The organism is Acidobacteriota bacterium, assembly GCA_040754075.1.
In the GTDB taxonomy this organism is placed as follows: Bacteria; Acidobacteriota; Blastocatellia; order UBA7656; family UBA7656; genus JBFMDH01.
In genome coordinates, this window is record JBFMDH010000009.1 from 1 (window position 1) to 17,045 (window position 17,045).

Annotated in this window: 17 protein-coding genes; 4 read left to right on the forward strand and 13 right to left on the reverse strand. The window is 50.0% G+C overall.

The genetic code is table 11. The annotated features are described in order from the left end of the window. The first annotated feature begins 149 nt into the window (after window positions 1–149). Window positions 150–779 (forward strand): sigma-70 family RNA polymerase sigma factor, encoded by a 630-nt coding sequence (locus AB1757_11655; protein ID MEW6127683.1) that lies wholly within the window; start codon window positions 150–152, stop codon window positions 777–779. A gap of 19 nt (window positions 780–798) precedes the next feature. Here AB1757_11655 and AB1757_11660 read toward each other — a convergent pair whose 3' ends face one another. The 10 genes from AB1757_11660 to AB1757_11705 all read right to left on the reverse strand — a co-directional run bounded on the left by AB1757_11660 (window position 799) and on the right by AB1757_11705 (window position 9,702). After that, on the reverse strand, window positions 799–1,830 hold the full coding sequence (locus AB1757_11660; GenBank protein MEW6127684.1) for a GntG family PLP-dependent aldolase: 1,032 nt from the start codon (window positions 1,828–1,830) through the stop codon (window positions 799–801). Between the two features lie 118 nt (window positions 1,831–1,948). Then, window positions 1,949–3,106, reverse strand: coding sequence for a VWA domain-containing protein (locus AB1757_11665; protein ID MEW6127685.1), 1,158 nt, complete (start codon window positions 3,104–3,106; stop codon window positions 1,949–1,951). A 7-nt stretch (window positions 3,107–3,113) separates the two neighbouring features. Further along, window positions 3,114–4,310: a radical SAM family heme chaperone HemW gene (gene hemW / locus AB1757_11670; protein MEW6127686.1), complete on the reverse strand. Its 1,197-nt coding sequence runs from the start codon at window positions 4,308–4,310 to the stop codon at window positions 3,114–3,116. 30 nt (window positions 4,311–4,340) lie between these two features. Continuing rightward, window positions 4,341–4,670: a type II toxin-antitoxin system PemK/MazF family toxin gene (locus tag AB1757_11675; protein ID MEW6127687.1), complete on the reverse strand. Its 330-nt coding sequence runs from the start codon at window positions 4,668–4,670 to the stop codon at window positions 4,341–4,343. Next, window positions 4,658–4,912: an AbrB/MazE/SpoVT family DNA-binding domain-containing protein gene (locus AB1757_11680; GenBank protein ID MEW6127688.1), complete on the reverse strand. Its 255-nt coding sequence runs from the start codon at window positions 4,910–4,912 to the stop codon at window positions 4,658–4,660. The genes AB1757_11675 and AB1757_11680 overlap by 13 nt, the downstream gene beginning before the upstream one ends. A 184-nt stretch (window positions 4,913–5,096) precedes the next feature. Beyond that, a complete protein-coding gene (locus tag AB1757_11685; protein ID MEW6127689.1) occupies window positions 5,097–5,315 on the reverse strand; it encodes a type II toxin-antitoxin system Phd/YefM family antitoxin in 219 nt (72 codons plus the stop codon). 5 nt (window positions 5,316–5,320) lie between these two features. Further along, window positions 5,321–5,716 carry a type II toxin-antitoxin system VapC family toxin gene (locus AB1757_11690; GenBank protein ID MEW6127690.1) on the reverse strand — a complete coding sequence of 132 codons (396 nt, stop codon included), beginning with the start codon at window positions 5,714–5,716 and terminating at the stop codon, window positions 5,321–5,323. Between the two features lie 173 nt (window positions 5,717–5,889). Next, window positions 5,890–8,280: a TIM-barrel domain-containing protein gene (locus AB1757_11695; GenBank protein MEW6127691.1), complete on the reverse strand. Its 2,391-nt coding sequence runs from the start codon at window positions 8,278–8,280 to the stop codon at window positions 5,890–5,892. Window positions 8,281–8,475: 195 nt separating this feature from the next. Beyond that, complete coding sequence (locus tag AB1757_11700) at window positions 8,476–9,207, reverse strand: class I SAM-dependent methyltransferase (GenBank protein ID MEW6127692.1); 732 nt, start codon at window positions 9,205–9,207, stop codon at window positions 8,476–8,478. Window positions 9,208–9,210: 3 nt separating this feature from the next. Continuing rightward, entirely contained in the window at window positions 9,211–9,702 is a 492-nt protein-coding gene (locus AB1757_11705) for a hypothetical protein (GenBank protein ID MEW6127693.1), read from the reverse strand. A 203-nt stretch (window positions 9,703–9,905) separates the two neighbouring features. On the opposite strand from AB1757_11705, the gene AB1757_11710 reads away from it, so the two are divergent. From AB1757_11710 to folP, 3 genes are all read left to right on the forward strand, one after another. Next, the gene (locus AB1757_11710; GenBank protein ID MEW6127694.1) at window positions 9,906–10,868 is read left to right on the forward strand and encodes an NAD-dependent epimerase/dehydratase family protein; all 963 of its coding nucleotides are present in this window, start codon (window positions 9,906–9,908) and stop codon (window positions 10,866–10,868) included. After that, window positions 10,865–11,635: a glycosyltransferase family 2 protein gene (locus tag AB1757_11715; GenBank protein ID MEW6127695.1), complete on the forward strand. Its 771-nt coding sequence runs from the start codon at window positions 10,865–10,867 to the stop codon at window positions 11,633–11,635. The genes AB1757_11710 and AB1757_11715 overlap by 4 nt, the downstream gene beginning before the upstream one ends. 211 nt (window positions 11,636–11,846) lie before the next feature. Further along, window positions 11,847–12,695, forward strand: a complete 849-nt coding sequence (gene folP, locus AB1757_11720) for a dihydropteroate synthase (protein MEW6127696.1) — start codon at window positions 11,847–11,849, stop codon at window positions 12,693–12,695. Here folP and AB1757_11725 read toward each other — a convergent pair. The 3 genes from AB1757_11725 to infB all read right to left on the reverse strand — a co-directional run bounded on the left by AB1757_11725 (window position 12,692) and on the right by infB (window position 17,022). Then, on the reverse strand, window positions 12,692–13,663 hold the full coding sequence (locus tag AB1757_11725) for a bifunctional oligoribonuclease/PAP phosphatase NrnA (protein ID MEW6127697.1): 972 nt from the start codon (window positions 13,661–13,663) through the stop codon (window positions 12,692–12,694). The two genes, folP and AB1757_11725, sit on opposite strands and share 4 nt — an antisense overlap. A 103-nt stretch (window positions 13,664–13,766) precedes the next feature. Continuing rightward, complete coding sequence (gene rbfA, locus AB1757_11730) at window positions 13,767–14,183, reverse strand: 30S ribosome-binding factor RbfA (protein ID MEW6127698.1); 417 nt, start codon at window positions 14,181–14,183, stop codon at window positions 13,767–13,769. Window positions 14,184–14,262: 79 nt separating this feature from the next. Further along, window positions 14,263–17,022, reverse strand: a complete 2,760-nt coding sequence (gene infB / locus AB1757_11735; protein ID MEW6127699.1) for a translation initiation factor IF-2 — start codon at window positions 17,020–17,022, stop codon at window positions 14,263–14,265. Between the last annotated feature and the right edge of the window lie 23 nt (window positions 17,023–17,045).

Here is a 17,045-nt window from a genome sequence, read left to right on the forward strand (position 1 = left end):
CAAGCGAATTGGCAAAAGTGTTATGATGCATCGAGACCTTCCTCCGGTTCTGTGTGGTTTTGCAACTAACAGAGTAACCGAGGGAGGTCCTTTTTTTAATTGTCAACCGACTTTGTTACAGCCCTGATGAACTGGCTTGGTCGGAATTCATTCTACGGTTTAATCCGACAATCAAAAAAACCATCGTCAAAACCCTGCAAAACAAAGCGCATGAAAATCCGCTGCATAAAATTACGGTCGAAGAGAGCCGTATAGATGATCTGGTGCAAGCGGTTTATCTCAAACTGGTGCAAGATAACCGGCAGGCTTTAAGAAATTTTAAGAACGACTTCGACCCATCGATTTATAGTTACCTGAGCGTTATTGCGGTGAATGTGGTGAAAGATTTTTTCCGCGAAGTCAACGCGGTCAAACGCCCTAACCTCGCGGTGTCGCTTGATGCTCTGCTGGGAGAAAACGGCGATAATGTGTTACTCGGTGAAGGCTCGCGGGTTGAAGAAAATCAATTTGCGGAAATGCTCAATGAAGAAGAGCAGGAAGCGATATTGCAATTAATCGATGAAGCGTTTCGCTTGTTGCGCAAGTGGAAAAACCGCGACCGTGATGTGTTGATGTTCAAATTGAGAATCATTCACGGTCTCAAGTTAAAAGAGATTGCCAATCTGATGAACCTTGATTTGTCGCCTGTCACCATCAGTTCAATCGTCAACCGCACTTTGAAAAAGGTGAAACCGGTTTTGCTGGCAATGTTGAAAAAGACATCAGGTGATGGCAAGTAGCCGGTTGGCAATTTCCCATTTAATGCAATATCGATTGCACAATCTGCAAAGCCGTTTCACCATCTTCGCGACTCACATCCTTGTGCGTGACCATACGCATATCTTTTGGGCTGATACCATTAGCCAACACCCCTTGGGCTTTCAGACGCGCTGAAAAATCCGCCGTATTCATACCGGTTCCGGCAATGTTAAAAACCAGTATGTTGGTTTGAACCTTTTCCGGGTCAATCAGGATGCCGGGGATTTGAGCAAGCCCGCGCGCCAGGCGTTGAGCATTTGCATGGTCTTCGGCTAACCGCCTGGTCATTTTTTCAAGGGCAATGATTCCGGCAGCGGCAATGACGCCGACTTGTCGCATTGAACCGCCGAACATTCGTCGAACTGCAAGCGCGCGGTTAATAAATTCTTTCGTCCCCGCAATCATCGAACCTACAGGCGCGCCAAGCCCTTTCGATAAACAAAACATCACCGAATCCACCGGGCGCGCGAGGTCTTTGACATCGCAACCCAGCGCCGTTGCCGCATTAAAAATTCGCGCCCCGTCGAGATGCACCGCCAAGCCTGCGGCGTGCGCTTGTTGGCAAATTTCTTCGATGCGCGCCACCGGCATCACCGCGCCGCCTGCCATGTTATGGGTGTTTTCAAGCGTGACAAGACGAGTTTGCGCGACATAATAATTTTTTGGGCGAATGGCTGCGGCAATCGATTCCCAATCGAGAATGCCGTCTTCGCCGCGCACCGCGCGCGCCAGCACCCCGCTCATCGCTGCCATCGTCGCCATTTCATAATCGAGAATGTGAGAGCGGGCTTCAACAATGACTTCTTCGCCGGGTTGAGTATGAAGTTTGATGCAGATTTGATTGCCCATCGTCCCCGACGGCACAAACAAGGCAGCATCTTTGCCAAGCATTTCGGCGGCGAGTTCCTGCAGGTGATTGACGGTTGGGTCTTCGAGATAAACATCGTCGCCGACCTCTGCGCGAAACATCGCCTCGCGCATCTCTTCGGTTGGTTTGGTTACGGTATCACTGCGTAGGTCAATGGTATTCATAAGTGTTAGGCGTTAGGGTTTAGATGTTAGCTCTCAAGTTTTTTAGCGCAATCATTTTATAGTTATACTCGACCATCGGCTTGGATTTTTATCGGTTTAACTGACACCTGAAACCGGCTTACTGTTTTCTGACGACCGGTTCGTCTTCGAGGTTGGGATAGATGCCGCGACGGGTGCGGATTTTTACATCGGGACTGGTGCCGAAAACTTTTACCGAATGAAAAGATTTGTCATCGGATTTGCGCTCAGAGGTATAAGCAATGACAAATTCCGTGCTGAGTTCCTCGATAACATGAAGCGCGACCGATACGCAGGTTTCCGCTTTCTTTTTGACATCGGCTTTTTCATAAAATTGTGGTTTGCGGTCTTCGCAGGTCAAACGCTCTTCGATATTCCACATTGCGCCGCCGGTCTCTTCGGCTAACGTTTGCATAGTAAAAGCTGCGGCTTCGAGTTGTTTCGCATAAGCATTCATCGCGTCATAACGCTTTCGCACACTCGGATCAAGCTTTTCATAAAAGGCGAACACGCCGCCGGTTTTGTCTTTGATTTCGCGAATCAATCCGCCATTCTGGCTGACCACATAAATGGTCGCTCGCGCCTGATGCAAAGCGGTGAGGGCTTCTTCAAACAACAGGTTGTCGAAGGAATCGACGCCATCGGTAATTAACACAACGCTGCGTCGCTCTTCGACCTTCGGCAAAACTTCGGTTGCCGCATAAAAAATCGCATTGTAAAAATCGGATTTGATGCCTTGTTTGAATCGGGCGTTCAACTGGTTGCCCACCGCCGTTTTGTCCTTTGTCCAATCGGAGAGCAAATCGACTTTATCCGCATAAGTGATGACCGCCGCCTGGTCATCATCGGCAAGCCCTTTGATGACATTGAGCGCAATGTTGCGGTTGATGTTGACATCTTTATGAATGTCTTTGGTGACGCTGAGGTCGCTGCTCGCATCAATGATAAACAGGACGTTGGCGGGTGAACGATGAACCGAAGTGATTTCCTGGCGTTTGCCATCTTCGGCGATAATGAAATCTTTTTTGTCGAGGCGTGCGGGCAATTTGCCGTTGCTGCCGCGCACATTAACCGGAAGCAGAATTTCTTCGATGCGCAATTTGACAACGTCCAAGTCGTCCGTATCGGTTACGGGTTTGCGTTTCGGCGCTTGATCGCGCAACCGTCCGCTTTGCCCCAGTACCAGACCGCTCAACGCAAATGCGCAACACAGCGCCATTGCAACGTTGATTTTCAATGCGCTCCTTAGCTTTCTCATAAAGACCTCATACGAAAGTCATAAAGACTTCATTTGATAAGAGCCGCCCACGCGCAGTCAACATTAAACACCGGTTTTCAATTCGTAGCAACTCTGCGTCCAGGAGTCTCGGCAACTCATCGGCGTAGCGTTCAAGAATATCTACGCCGTAATCCTTTTGAAAAGATTCAAGGTTGATGCCTTCCGCAAGCCGCAGTCCCATAAAAATCGCATCCGCCGCGCGTTCTTCGTGGCTCAGTTCGCGTCGGTCATTGATGGCGTGACCGCGCGCGACAATCGCTTCAATATAGCTCTCAGTCTTTAACCGGTTCACCCAGCGCGCTCGCCCATCATATGAGTGAGCGCCACAGCCTATGCCGTAAAACGGCGCGCCCGTCCAATATTTGACATTATGTTTAGCGCGGTAGGATTTCGGCAAGTCGGAAATCAAAGCGAAGTTGGAAATTTCATAATGCTCGTAACCGGCTTGTTGAGTTGCTTCACTAATCATTTCGTACATTTCACCCGCGAGGTCTTCATCGGGTTGTGGCACGAGTCCGCGTTTGATTTGCGCGTAAAGCTGGGTGCTCTCTTTGACTTCAAGAAGGTAAAGCGAAAGATGTTCGGGGCGCAGTTTCAATGCCTCGAGCAAATTAAAAGCCCAGTCTTGTTTGGATTGCGCGGGGAGTCCTGCAATCAAATCGAGGCTGAGGTTATTAAAACCGGCTTGGCGCAGTGCTTCGACGGTTTGCCGCACTTGCGCGGTGTTATGCGTGCGACTAAGCCCCGCGAGTTCCGTGTCGATAAATGATTGTACGCCGACGCTGGCGCGATTGATGCCGCCCCTAAGCCACCCCGCGATTTTTTGTCGCGTGAAGGTCGCGGGATTGATTTCAATGGTAATCTCTGCGTCGCTTGCGACTGCAAAAGCCTGGCGCGCCGAGTCAATGATAGATGCGAGTTGTTCGGCTTCGACTATTGAAGGCGTGCCGCCGCCGAAAAAGATGGTATCGACGGCGAGTTTATCGCCGGTGAATTCATGCGTCGCTTCGAGCCGGGATTTTTCGGCGCTCAGTTTCGCGCCCCAATAGTTGATTTCCTGATTAACGGCTTCGATGTAGCGGGCGGCAAGGTCTGCAAAAAAATCGGTCGTATTAAAATTGCAATAAGTGCATTTGCGTTCGCAAAACGGAATATGAATGTAGATGCCCGCCGTTTGATTCACGCAAAAAGTATAGCATTTGAAAGAGAGGTTTTAGGGCGCAAATATTTCTCCCAGAACTTTCAAAACTTCAGCTTGAGCGGGCTTGTCTATTCTGCCGATTTTTTTTACCAGTCTGGTTTTATCAACCGTGCGAATCTGGTCAAGCACAATTTGCCCTTGTTTACCTTGAAATTTGCAGGTTACCCGTGTTGGATAGCCTCTTCCTTTGGTAGTCATCGGAGCGACGATAACTGTGCTGATATAACGATTCATTTCATCAGGAGAAATAATCAGGCAAGGACGAGTCTTTTTGATTTCACTGCCAATGGTTGGATCGAGATTGATTAGGTGAACCTCAAAACGTTTGACTACCATTGCCATTCATCCTCATCCCAGGAAGATTGATTGATTGATTTTTCATCGAGCAATTTATCATCACCATGCTTTGCCATCGCCTGAAACGCTTCTGCCCAGCCTTGTCGCGGCTCATCTGCCGAGCGAATGATAATCTTCTTGTCCTGTACCTCTAGCTCCACTTCATCCGTTAAACCGGTTTGATGTAGATAAACTTTCGGTATGCGAATTCCCTGTGAATTGCCGATTCTAATGATATGCGTCTTCATAACTACAATGTAATTACTTTATGCTTTCAGGTCAAAATATTTAAAGAGTGCCCTATCATCTTGAAATTGCAATAAGTGCATTTGCGTTCACAAAGAGGGATATGAACGTGAAAGATGGTGATTTGATTCACCGAGAAAGGATAGGATTGGCAGATAGGTGTAAAGTTTTATTTTAAGGAATCGGCTACTGTTTTTCGCGTCCTTCACGAATCAATTCGACGATTTCTTCGGTTGAAATGTTGAGTTTTATACCAGGCACATCCAATGTTGATGGCTTCGCGGCTGCTGGCTTGAGAATAAAAATTTGTCCGTCAGCTCGTTGGATTCGCACTTCGCCTTCCTGCTCAGCTTGCTTTAACAGAAAAGTTAAATCCTGTTGTTGATCTTCATGATAGATGTGCATCGATATCAATTTACCTCCATAATATCAATTCCTGCTGCCTTCGCCGCATAACTTAACCCACCATCTAAAGTTAATAAAGGACAATTTTGCTGCATTGCACAAGCGATAACATAAGCATCATAGGCATAAATTTTTAAACGTGCCGCTACCTCCAACGCTTGTCCCAAATCAACCTCAATTAAGTTAAGCTGGATTTGTCGGTAGATGTCAATTGCTGTTTTTGCCTGTTCCAAGGTTATCCGGTCGCGTTTGAGCATTGCTGAGAACGCATTGCCGATTTCCCAGTGCAACGAGGTAGGAGCAAAAAGTTCACAGCCTTGCGTTTTCACTATCAAAGCTGGCTTTTCCGGTTCATCGGCAATGACTGCAATAATGATTGATGTATCTACAACAAGATTCATGAATGCACCGAAAGCGAGAACGTAGAAAGGCGTATGGTCAATTCGATTACAACGGAAACCCGCAAAACACAAAGAACATTGTCATATCACGCAATTATAATTGATAGACCGAAACCTGCTCTTTAATTACCCAATCACTATTTAACCCAAACCAGACCTTCTGCTGATGGAGTTTATTGTACACTGATGCGTTTAATTTGCCAGTTGACTTTGCCGCGCAAGGGGTCGTTCTTGATTGCGGTGGCGTTGGCGTCGAGCGCGATGGTTTGCAGATTCTCTTTCGGAAGCGCGAAGAGTCCCGCAACGCCCGCGTTATCGCTGCTGTAAACCCGCAACTCGATTTCATTCCATTTCATCTCGCCGGTGTTTTGCGCAACCGCCATGTGCGGAATGATGGAATGGTCTTTCACCAACACGATAATCGGAATTTGTCCCGCAGCGATGGTCTGCCAACTGCCGCCGCTATATTTCTTGCCGGTTTGATAATCAATCCAGTTGCCCGGCGGCAGATAAACTTTGCGCGAACGCGCTTCTTCAATAAGCGGGGCAACCAACAAATTACTGCCGAACATATATTCATCTTCAATGAGCCAAGCGGTCGGGTCTTCGGGGAATTCAAAAAACAATGTCCTCAACATCGGAAAGCCGCGCTCCGATGAATCCTTCGCCTGCGCATAAATATAAGGCATCAACGCATATTTCATTTCCGCGATGCGACGAAATTCATCAACGAATGCCGCGTCATATCCCCAGGGTTCACGCGGCGGCGCGCCGTGACAGCGCGTGTGCGAAGTGAGCGCCCCGAAAGCAAACCAGCGGTGATAGAGGTCACGCGGGGCGCGGTCAACGAATCCGCCCGCATCGTGGCTCCAATAAGTGAAACCCGAAAGCCCGAATGACAACCCGCTTCTTAACGTCGCAGCCATCGCCGAATTGGTATTTTCGGCGTCGCCTCCCCAATGCAGTGGGTAACGCTGGCTGCCAGCCCAGGCGCTGCGCGCCCAGATAATCGTATCGCCGGTCACTTCTTTGGTGATTTCTGCGACCGCTTGGTTATAGCGCAACGGATAGAGATTGTGCTCGTAAAAACCTGTCCGACCTGAAGCATAAAGACCTGTGAGCGGCGCGCCTTCGCCGAAATCAACTTTGATTGCGCCAACCCCCATTTTCAAAAGCCCGGCGAGCAAACCTTTGTACCACTCGACGGCTTGCGGATTGCTGAAATCCAGCACCGCGTCTTCGGCGGGCAATTGTCCGTTTTCATTTTTCACGATGTAACCTTTGGCGACCGCTTCTTTGTAGATTTCATTTTTACTGGTGAAATAAGGTAATTGCCACAGGCTGATGTGAAAGCCTTGCCCGCGTAAATCGCTAATCATTTTCGCGGGGTCGCGAAAACGCGAAGTCGAAAATTTGTAATTGCTGCGCCAGTCGGTTTCAAACCATCCGGTATCGAGATGGATGACATCGCTTGGAATGCGATACTCGCGGAGTTTGGTTGCTACGTCGCGCACTTCGTCTTCGGCTTTGTAAGTGATGCGGCTCATCCATAGACCGAATGACCAGAGCGGCGGCACCGGGCTGCGACCCGTAAGCGTCGTGTATTCGGAAAGAATGTCTTTGGGATTTCCAAGAAAAACGAACAAATCAAGCGATTCGTCGCCCGAATAAATCACATTGTGGGCGTCGAATGAATTGCCGAAATCGAAAGTAAGCGGCGCGCTCGTATGCACAAACATTCCATAGCCGTTACTGCTCAGGAAAAAGGGAACCGGCTTGTACATCAACGCAGACTGCACGCCCATCGCGTCTCTGGTGAAGAGCACAACTTTTTGCCCGCGTTTATTCAAATGTGTGAATGATTCGCCGCATCCATAAATTTTTTCATCGGATGAGAGTTCAAAAGTAGCGGCAATCGAACGACTCAAATCGCTGGCGCGGCGAATGAACGAAAACGGCGTGGTGACGGTAAAACTTTTCGGGTCGCCGAGGTTTTGTGTGCGCGTCAACATCCGTCCATTGCCGTCGTAAAATTCAATATGCCAGGGGTCTTTGATGATGCGCACGCGACCATTGGCGCTCGTATAAGTGATGCTCTTATCGTCTTCTGCAACCTTCCACGAAGTGTCTTTGGCAGGCGTTCCCGCAAACATGAGTGAAGGCGCATCAGCAATCGGGGTTTCGCGGGTGTTGATGCGAATACGCACAGCGCGTGGACTGATGAACGAAATAGAGAAGGGAAGCGCGGGGTTTTCGTCATACTCGGTGCCGGGAAATTCCGTACTGCGCGCGCGGGTGAGCGGCAAATCAATTTTTTGAAATGACAAACTGGTTTGCCGCATATACCTTGCCCATTCGATTGCGCCTTGCCCGGACGCGGCGTTGAAATTGACCAGTTTATTGCCGATGAAATAAGTCTGCTCGAATTTCTGAAAATCGCGGCTGACATCCACCGGGTCGCCAAGCACTTGCGCTTGAGTTTTTGTAGAAATGCAAATAAATAACAGAAATAAAAACGGCAGTGATTTGACTATTCGATGATGAGTGACAAAACAGTTCGACATGAGGTTCCTTAATCAATGCGGATTCTATATTCAGGCAAAAAACTTAAAGTGATGGTTGCAGAATAAAAGTTGAGCCGTTGATTTTGTGGCTCTGCCTGAGCAATGAATCCTTTACTTTCTGATAAGTGAAGATTTGTCGGAACCGTTTAAAAATTGATGACCGGATTATATTAGATTTTGTTGCGCTTGTCGCATTCAAGCGCGACGTTCGTAAATGGAAATGTGCTTCGCGCTTGTTGACGTGAATGGGTTTTGTTGCCAGTCGCTCCAGCGATGTTTAAGTTGCAAGCCCGCAAGCCTTGCCATTAAATCCATCTCCGCAGGGTATGCGTAACGAATCTCGACCGGAAAAAGCTTTACTTGATTGTTGATTAAAACAAGGTGCTGACTTTTAATGCGCTGATTGACCGCGTCGTGTTGCGAAATTTTCAGTCCCACACGGTCACTGGTTACTGCCGTCACTTTGAGTTCCTGTTCGCGTTTGAAAAACGTAAAGTTGGGGACAAACACTTCGACAACGAACACGCCGCCGTCTGTGAGATGTTCGCTTACGTTTTGAAAACAGCGCACCTGTTCTTTCTGAGTCTGTAAAGCAAAGAGCGTGTTATAGACGATAAAGATGAGTGAAAATTTTCCTTCGACTCCAACGTCTGCAAAGTTTCCCATCGTGACTGAAATCGCATCGCCGCCGGGCTTTTCTCTGAGCCGCGCAACCATCGCGGTCGAGGCGTCAATGCCGCAAACTTCGACGCCATGCCGGGCAAGCGGCAATGCGATTAAGCCTGTGCCGATACCGAGTTCAAGCGCGCGCCCGGTTCCGGCAAACTCCGCGAGCCGGTCAATCGCAGCCGGGTCGAAAGCCGCGAACCAGTCGTCGTAAACCGCCGCGCACACTTCATTGTAAATTGTATTAACATCATTGGACATCGGTTATTCCTTCACGTCGCGAATCCCATTTTTCTTGATGTATTCAACGGTTTCTCTGGCAAGTGTATCGCGTTCGGCTTCGGTGAGTTTGCGAATAAAATTCCAGTGTGTCCAGGGGCGATAGCCCGCGATGTCATCGTGGTTGCGTGTGAGATAAATATCGAATGCCTGTTTGATGTTCGCTTCGGAAACCTGTTCAGGTGTGATGGTGAGTTTCAAATTCATGGTGAGGCGTTGCCAGATGTCGCAGATGAAGGTGTCGGTGAGCGTCGGGGGAATCTCACGCTTCGACATTTTGCGATAATCATAAGTTTCGCGGTCAAGATAGAGAGATTTCGGATACGGCGGCGCTTTATATTTTTCAATGCGCGACAACACCCCGGTCGATGATTCGGGCGCAGGCTGAGCGGGAATTCTGGATTGCCCGAAGGTTGTATGAGTAGTTAATGCATAAGCGAAGAGTAGGAGGATTTTACCAATCACCTTTATGTTCATAAGCATTTTCAGGTAATCAAATAATTTGAATATCAAAATTTAATGACCGCCATCATAACATATTTTGACTGCGGCTCTAACGCATCTGTGATGACAACTGATACGCAAATCGGGTATTCTTGGAAATCGTTTTCTGACCCCCAACACTCTTTATCACAACCCAAGTCGTTTCGTGTTGAGGCGAAATTTTTATTGAGGTGAAGATGAGTTATCTGGAAAAACTGCCCGGTCAGCGCATCGTCGTCACCGGTGGCGCAGGGTTTGTCGGCTCGAATATCGTTCGCAAACTTCTGGCTAACGGCGCAACCGTTGTCGTGCTTGATGATTTTTACACCGGCAATGATATCAATCTCCCGATTGAACACCCGAATCTCGAAATCGTGCGCGGCAGCGTCGTCGATTTCGATTTGGTCAAAGATGTCGTTAAAGGCGCGCATGCCGTGATTCACGAAGCGGCGCGCAACATCATCGTTTCAACACGCAATCCGCGCGAAGATTACGAAGTCAATATCGGCGGCACGCTCAATGTCCTGCTTGCGGTGCGTGAACATAAAGTTTCGCGCATGGTCTATTCATCATCGGCTTCGGTTTATGGCAACCCGCGCTACCTGCCCATCAACGAAGATGACCCGACCAATATGCTCAGCCCTTATGCGGTGTCGAAATTCGGCGGCGAAAATTATTGCAAAGCCTTTTATGAAAGCTACGGGCTATCGACGGCGATGGTGCGTTATTCAAATGTCTACGGCACGGCGCAACGCCCCGACAATCCTTATTGCGGGGTGATTGCCAAATTTTTTGAAGCGGCAATGGCAGGCAAATCGCCACGCATACACGGCGACGGTGAACAGACACGCGATTTCACTTACGTTGATGATGCGGTTGATGCAACTCTGCTGGCGACCTTTTCACCGAAAGCCGAGGGGCAGGTTTATAATGTCGGCACCGGGCGCGAAACCTCTGTCAATCAACTGGCGCGGATGATCATTCAAATCACCGGGGCGCAGGTTGAACCGGAATATATTGACCGCCGCGATATTGATAACATTCGTCGCCGCGTCGTCAACATCGAAAAGATTCGCCGTGAACTGAGATGGACGCCGGCGTTTACCATTGAAAAAGGCTTGCGGTTGACCCATCAGTGGTTGAAAGAGAACGAACAGTGAATTCGCAAGTACAATCACACCTCGACACCTTAACGAAAAATCAAATGCGAAAACCCCGTGTGTTATGTGTGGCACCGGCATGGAATGAAGGCGAGCGCATCAAACGGGTTGTTGAAGCCGTGCCGCAGGGCGTGGTTGAAACTACAGTTGTCGTCGACGACGGCTCAAGCGATAACACCGGCAAATTTGCCAGCGAAGCCGGGGCGATAGTTTTAGGCGATGGCAAAAATCATGGCGTTGGCGCAGCGATTCGCACCGGCATCGATTATGCCATTACTAATGATTATGACATCGTGGTGATTGTTTCGGGCGGCGGCAAAACCCCGCCGGAACAGATACCGCGCTTGCTTGAACCGCTACTCGCGGGCACCGCCGAACTCGCGCAAGGTTCGCGTTACACGGATGGCGGCGAGTATTTGCGAATGCCGCTGCGGCGCAAGATCGGCACGCGCGGTTATACCTTTCTATTTTCCCTGTTTTGCGGTCGGCGGGTGACGGATGCCTCAAGCGGCTTTCGCGCCATCAAGGTATCGCTGTTTGATGACCAGCGCATCAATCTGCATCAGGATTGGTTAGACCGTTATGAACTGGAACCCTACCTGTTATTCAAAGCTTTACGCTTGCGCCATAAGGTTGTCGAAGTGCCGGTGACTATTGAATACCCGAAAGAAAATGACGGCATCGCTTATACGAAGATGCGCGCTCTGGTTGACTGGTGGAAAATCTTTCGTCCGATTTTTTTCCTGGGGTTAGGTATTAAAAAATAAAGATAACCACAGGGAAGAAGAGGGGGAGAAAGGGAGAAGGGGAGAAAGGGAGAAAGGGAGAGCGGAGAGGCAGAGACGTTTAACCCTTTGCTCAAAAAAACAAACCTTCTGCTCAATCAATATCAGAGAGGCAGCGAAGAATTTTATCTCCCCCTCTCCCTTTCCCCCCTTCTCCCTTTCTTCTTCACCACTGTGGTAAACCTATTCTTCGATGAGAAAAAGATTCAATATCGAACTTGGTGATGGCAGCGAACTCGCGCTTGGCGAGCGCACGCTGATTGTCGGGGTGTTGAACGTCACCCCCGATTCGTTTTCCGATGGCGGAAAAAATTTTGATACGTCGCGTGCCATTGAACGCGCCTTGGAGATGCAGGAAGAGGGCGCGGATATTATCGAAATCGGCGGCGAATCGACGCGTCCGAACTCCGAAAGAATTCAGCTTGTCGAAGAGTTGCAACGCCTTTTGCCGGTGCTTGAAGGATTGCGGGGGAAACTAAGCGTGCCGGTTTCAGTTGACACTTATAAAAGCGCAGTGGCGCGTGAAGCCATCGCCAGAGGCGCAAAAATAATTAATGATGTGAGCGCCTTGAGGTTTGATGAAGTCATCGCCTGTGTGGTCGCCGAGTCGGGCGCGGCGCTCGTCTTGATGCACATGCGCGGCGAACCCGCAACCATGCAAAAAATCGCGCCAAGCCGAGATATTTTCGCGGAGATTAAAAACGATATGCGGGTCGCGATTCATAAAGCTCAAACGCATGGCGTCAAACGTGAGCAGTTGATTTTTGATCCGGGCATCGGGTTTGGAAAGACGTTAGAACAGAACCTCGAAATTCTGAATGGGCTTGAAAGCTTTGCGGATTTGGATTTGCCGTTGATGATTGGCACATCGCGCAAAAGTTTTATCGGGAAATTAACCGGAAGAGTCGAACAGGAGCGCGTATTCGGAACCGCTGCGTCGGTGGCGATTGCGATTGCGCGTGGCGCGCATTTCGTTCGCGTTCACGATGTCAAAGAAATCGCCGATGTCGTAAAAATCAGCGATGCCATCATCAACGCTTAAACTGAAACCGGCACCGGTATGACGCCGACCGCTGATTGCAAGCCTTCGAGGACGCGGGTTTTCACCGCTTCAAATTCACCTTCGATGCGGCAGCCTGCGGCATTGCGATGCCCGCCGCCGCCAAAAGTTTCGGCGACTTTGGCGACATTGTTTTTGCCTTTCGAGCGCAAACTGATGCGATAGTTGCCGGGCGCGAGTTCTTTGAAGAAGGCGACCGCTTCGACTTCATCAATCGACAGGGCGTAATTGACGATGCCATCCGAATCTTCGTCGCAGGCATCGGCTTCGTACATCATTTCGTGGTCAACATAGACCCAGGCGATTTTTCCCGACTCATCGCGTTGAATCGTCGAAAGCACCAGTCCGAGTAATTTGATTTTTGCAAACGGGTAGGAATAAAAAAGCGCCTGTGAAATTTTTGCCGGTTCAGCGCCGCGCCTGACCAGTTCGGAGGCGATTTTGAGCGACCGTTCCGTGGTATTGGAAAAATGAAAACTGCCGGTGTCGGTAAGCAATGCCGTGTAGATGCATTCGGCAATCTCTTTGCTGACTTCGATGCCGAGCGCCTTCGAGAGATTATAAATCATTTCACCGACCGCGCCCGCTGTCGGGTCAATCCAGTTGATGTCGCCGAACGCTTCGGTCGTCGAATGGTGGTCAATGTTGACGATGAATTGCGCTTTTAAACCGGGAAGCCCCGGACGCAAAGCATCGCTGCATTCCATTAAAAAGACCGCATCGTAAGCGCGGGTCAAATCGGGTTGAATTAAAACTTCATCGGAGCCGGGCAGGATGGTGTACGCGGGTGGAATGCGGTCGTGCAAGACCACTTCGACATCTTTACCGAGACTGCGTAACATCCAGTAAAGCGCGAGTCCTGAACCAATGCCATCACCGTCCGGGCGAATGTGCGAGGTAATCGCAAAGCTATTTTTCTTCTCAATCAGTTCTACAACTTCACCTAGCATACAGCAACTAATAAACAAAGGCTGAGTGCGAATTGCGATGAACAATTCAGCTGGGGCGAAAAAAACAAATTTCCCTGATGATCATTCGCATTCAAAAGCGTAGTTAATTGGAACCCTGCATGGGCGAATCGGTTAATTCGCTGTTTGCAGCCGTTTCCGCTAACTCACGCGCCTTCATCTTCTCCTCTTCTTCTTGAAGTATCTGTTCGATTCTTGCAGCAGTCCGTAATGTGTCATCGTGAACGAAATGGATTTCGGGAATGCGTTTCATACGAATGGCAAAACCGAGTTGGTGACGAATAAAGCCTGCGGCATGGTTGAGCGCCGCCAGAGTTTCTTTGGCTTCTTCGTCGGTTCCTGCAACACTGACAAAAATCTTGGCGTGACTCAAATCCGGGGTCACACGCGCTTCGGTGATGGTGGCAAGCCCGATTCTGGGGTCTTCCAAATCACCATCCATAATCAAACTGATCTCTTCTCGTAGCTGTTCTGAGAGGCGTTCTTGCCTTCTACCACTCATATTGCCCTCTCATTCATTTAACCATTCAAATTTGAATTCGCAATGCTTTTACAGGGTTTGCGAACTCATCAATCTGAATTTATAACTCGGTCGCCGCGACCTCTTCCGTGGTATAGGATTCAATCACATCACCGAGTTTAATATCCTGAAATCGCTCTAAACTGATACCGCATTCAAAGCCCTGGCGAACTTCGCTGACATCGTCTTTGACGCGCCGAAGGGATTCGATTTTGCCTTCGTGAATGACCACGTTATCGCGCAGGATTCTTGCCATCGTCCGACGAATGACGCCATCGGTTACCGAACAACCGGCAATAAAGCCAATCTTCGGCACTTTGAAGACCTGACGCACTTCCGCATGACCGAGAATAACTTCGCGTTTCGTCGGGCCCAGTAACCCAAGCATGGCATTGCGCAATTCTTCTTCGACTTTGTAGATGATGGTGTGCAGACGAATATCGACGCCTTCGGCTTCCGCCAGTTCACGCGCCCGGGTTTGCGGGCGAACATTAAATCCGATAATCACCGAAGCGCGGTTCATATCTTTCGATGACGCGGCGGCAAGCGTGACGTCCGATTCGGTAATTGCGCCGACGCCCGACCGAATAATGCGAATCTGTACGCGGTCGGTCGACAGCTTGAGTAAATTATCGCGCACCGCTTCGACGGAACCTTGCACGTCGCCTTTGAGGATGACCTGCAATTCTTTGACATCGGAAGTCTTGTCCGAGAATAACTGTTCAAGGCTACGCGCCGAGGTTCGCGCGATTGCCGCTTGCCGGGCTTGCATCTGGCGTTGATTGGCGATGTGCTGAGCTTGCGTGGCATCCTGCACGACGAGGAAATGATCGCCGGCGTGCGGCACCCCTTGCAGACCTAACACTTCAACAGGGGTTGAGGGACCAGCTTCGCCAGCCGGACGACCCCGGTCGTCAAACATCGCCCGGACGCGACCAAACACTTCACCGACAATGAACGGGTCGCCGATGCGCAAAGAGCCTTGTTGAACGAGCACGGTGGCTACGGGACCACGCCCTTTATCGAGTTTGGCTTCAAGCACAGTGCCCGAAGCGACGCGGTCAGGATTGGCTTTGAGTTCGAGCAAATCCGACGACAGAATAATCATTTCCAGCAACGCGTCGAGGTTCTGTTTCTTCTTTGCGGAAACTTCGACCATAACCGTGTCGCCGCCCCAGCCTTCCCATTGCAAGCCGCGGTTGGAAAGTTCCTGTTTAACTCTGTCGGGATTGGCATCGGGTTTATCAATCTTGTTAATCGCGACAATGATTTTGGTTTCGGCAGCCTTGGCGTGGTCAATGGCTTCGAGGGTTTGCGGCATCACCCCGTCATCGGCGGCAACGACGAGAACCACCACATCGGTGACTTTCGCGCCGCGCGCGCGCATCATGGTAAACGCTTCGTGACCGGGCGTATCGAGAAAAACAATCTTGCGGGTTCTTTCCGGTTCATCCGGGTCAGGAACATCAACGGCGTAAGCGCCGATGTGCTGGGTGATCCCACCGGCTTCACCTTCGGCTACGCTGGTTTGACGAATCGCATCAAGCAGAGAGGTTTTGCCGTGGTCAACGTGTCCCATAACCGTGACCACCGGGGCGCGGTCAACCAGGGTTTCTTCGCCCGATTCAATAATTTTTTCTTCTTCGGTGTCGAGCATCAACTCTTCAAAGGGAACGAAACTGACCTCGAATCCATACTCTTTGCCGAGGTTGTGCGCGACATCCTGATTTAACGTCTGATTGATATTGGCGATGATGCGGCGTTTGAATAATTCCTGCACCACATCTTTGGGTTTCAATTCCAGTTTTTCGGCAAAATCTTTCACGGTTGCGCCTTCGACCAGTTTGACCGATTTGAATTCCGTAAATACCGGTTTGGGTTTAGCGAGTGGCGCGGTTTGGGTTTTGCGAAGATGTGACGGCAAATCTAAATGTTTGCCCTCTTCATGCCCGAACTCACCTTTCGCCGGCTTGCCTTTGCGCGAGCGTTTGCGCGGTCTGGTGTCCTGCGGCACATAAACCGATAGCGGTTTATGACCGGGTGTGGTTGGCGGCACAGGGGTTGCCGCAGTTCCATCGGCTCTTTGGGTTCTTGCCTGAACGGCTCCTGTGCCGACCCGCGAATCGGTTCGTTTATAACCGGTTCGGATAGGCGTCACCGTCGTTCTTTGTGGCGGCGGCGCTGTTGTAGAGGTGGTCGGCGCAGTCGTTGGCGGCGGTTGCATGCGCGCGCCCGGTTGCGGACGAAGTTTACGCACCTGCATTCCCTGCGGTTTGGGTTCAGGGACAGGTTTACTGGTTACGGGTTCTACAGCTGTTGTTTCGATAGGTTCGCTCTCCTCAACCGTTTCTTGTTCAATTTCGGGTTGCCGTTCAGGTTGCTCAGTCGAAATTTCTTCTTCGGGTGGTTCAATCGTTTCGCTTTCCGAGGGTTCGGTTTGCGCCACTTGTGGGCGCGCTTTAAGCTGGCGAACGGTGGGTTTCGGCGGTTCGGGTTTTGCTGCTTCCTGAGGTTTTTCTACCGGTTGAACCTCAACTTCTTGAAGAACCGCTGGCTCTTCGGATTCTCTGGTTTCGACCGCAGCTTCTTCAGCCGATTTTGCCACTTCTTTTTTAACGACTTTGACCAAACGCGGGCCAGCGGTTGGCATGGCCTTTTTCGGAAAATATTTGGCTCGAATGCGGTCTGCTACATCCGCAGGGACAGTGTTTGAAGGCACACTGACATCCACGCCTTCACGACGGGCGTCGTCAAGCACCTTTTTGTTGTCCAGCTTTAATTCTTTAGCCAGGTCGTAAATTCTAATCTTTTGCCCTGCCATATCCTCTCAAATGGTAACTACAT

Excerpts from the sequence above, each read along its gene's own strand:
- AB1757_11660 (MEW6127684.1), bottom strand. The coding sequence starts at position 1,830 with ATGAATACCATTGACCTACGCAGTGATACCGTAACCAAACCAACCGAA.
- AB1757_11665 (MEW6127685.1), bottom strand. The coding sequence starts at position 3,106 with ATGAGAAAGCTAAGGAGCGCATTGAAAATCAACGTTGCAATGGCGCTG.
- AB1757_11675 (MEW6127687.1), bottom strand. The coding sequence starts at position 4,670 with ATGGCAATGGTAGTCAAACGTTTTGAGGTTCACCTAATCAATCTCGAT.
- AB1757_11680 (MEW6127688.1), bottom strand. The coding sequence starts at position 4,912 with ATGAAGACGCATATCATTAGAATCGGCAATTCACAGGGAATTCGCATA.
- AB1757_11685 (MEW6127689.1), bottom strand. The coding sequence starts at position 5,315 with ATGCACATCTATCATGAAGATCAACAACAGGATTTAACTTTTCTGTTA.
- AB1757_11690 (MEW6127690.1), bottom strand. The coding sequence starts at position 5,716 with ATGAATCTTGTTGTAGATACATCAATCATTATTGCAGTCATTGCCGAT.
- AB1757_11695 (MEW6127691.1), bottom strand. The coding sequence starts at position 8,280 with ATGTCGAACTGTTTTGTCACTCATCATCGAATAGTCAAATCACTGCCG.
- AB1757_11700 (MEW6127692.1), bottom strand. The coding sequence starts at position 9,207 with ATGTCCAATGATGTTAATACAATTTACAATGAAGTGTGCGCGGCGGTT.
- AB1757_11705 (MEW6127693.1), bottom strand. The coding sequence starts at position 9,702 with ATGAACATAAAGGTGATTGGTAAAATCCTCCTACTCTTCGCTTATGCA.
- AB1757_11710 (MEW6127694.1), top strand. The coding sequence starts at position 9,906 with ATGAGTTATCTGGAAAAACTGCCCGGTCAGCGCATCGTCGTCACCGGT.
- folP (MEW6127696.1), top strand. The coding sequence starts at position 11,847 with ATGAGAAAAAGATTCAATATCGAACTTGGTGATGGCAGCGAACTCGCG.
- AB1757_11725 (MEW6127697.1), bottom strand. The coding sequence starts at position 13,663 with ATGCTAGGTGAAGTTGTAGAACTGATTGAGAAGAAAAATAGCTTTGCG.
- rbfA (MEW6127698.1), bottom strand. The coding sequence starts at position 14,183 with ATGAGTGGTAGAAGGCAAGAACGCCTCTCAGAACAGCTACGAGAAGAG.
- infB (MEW6127699.1), bottom strand. The coding sequence starts at position 17,022 with ATGGCAGGGCAAAAGATTAGAATTTACGACCTGGCTAAAGAATTAAAG.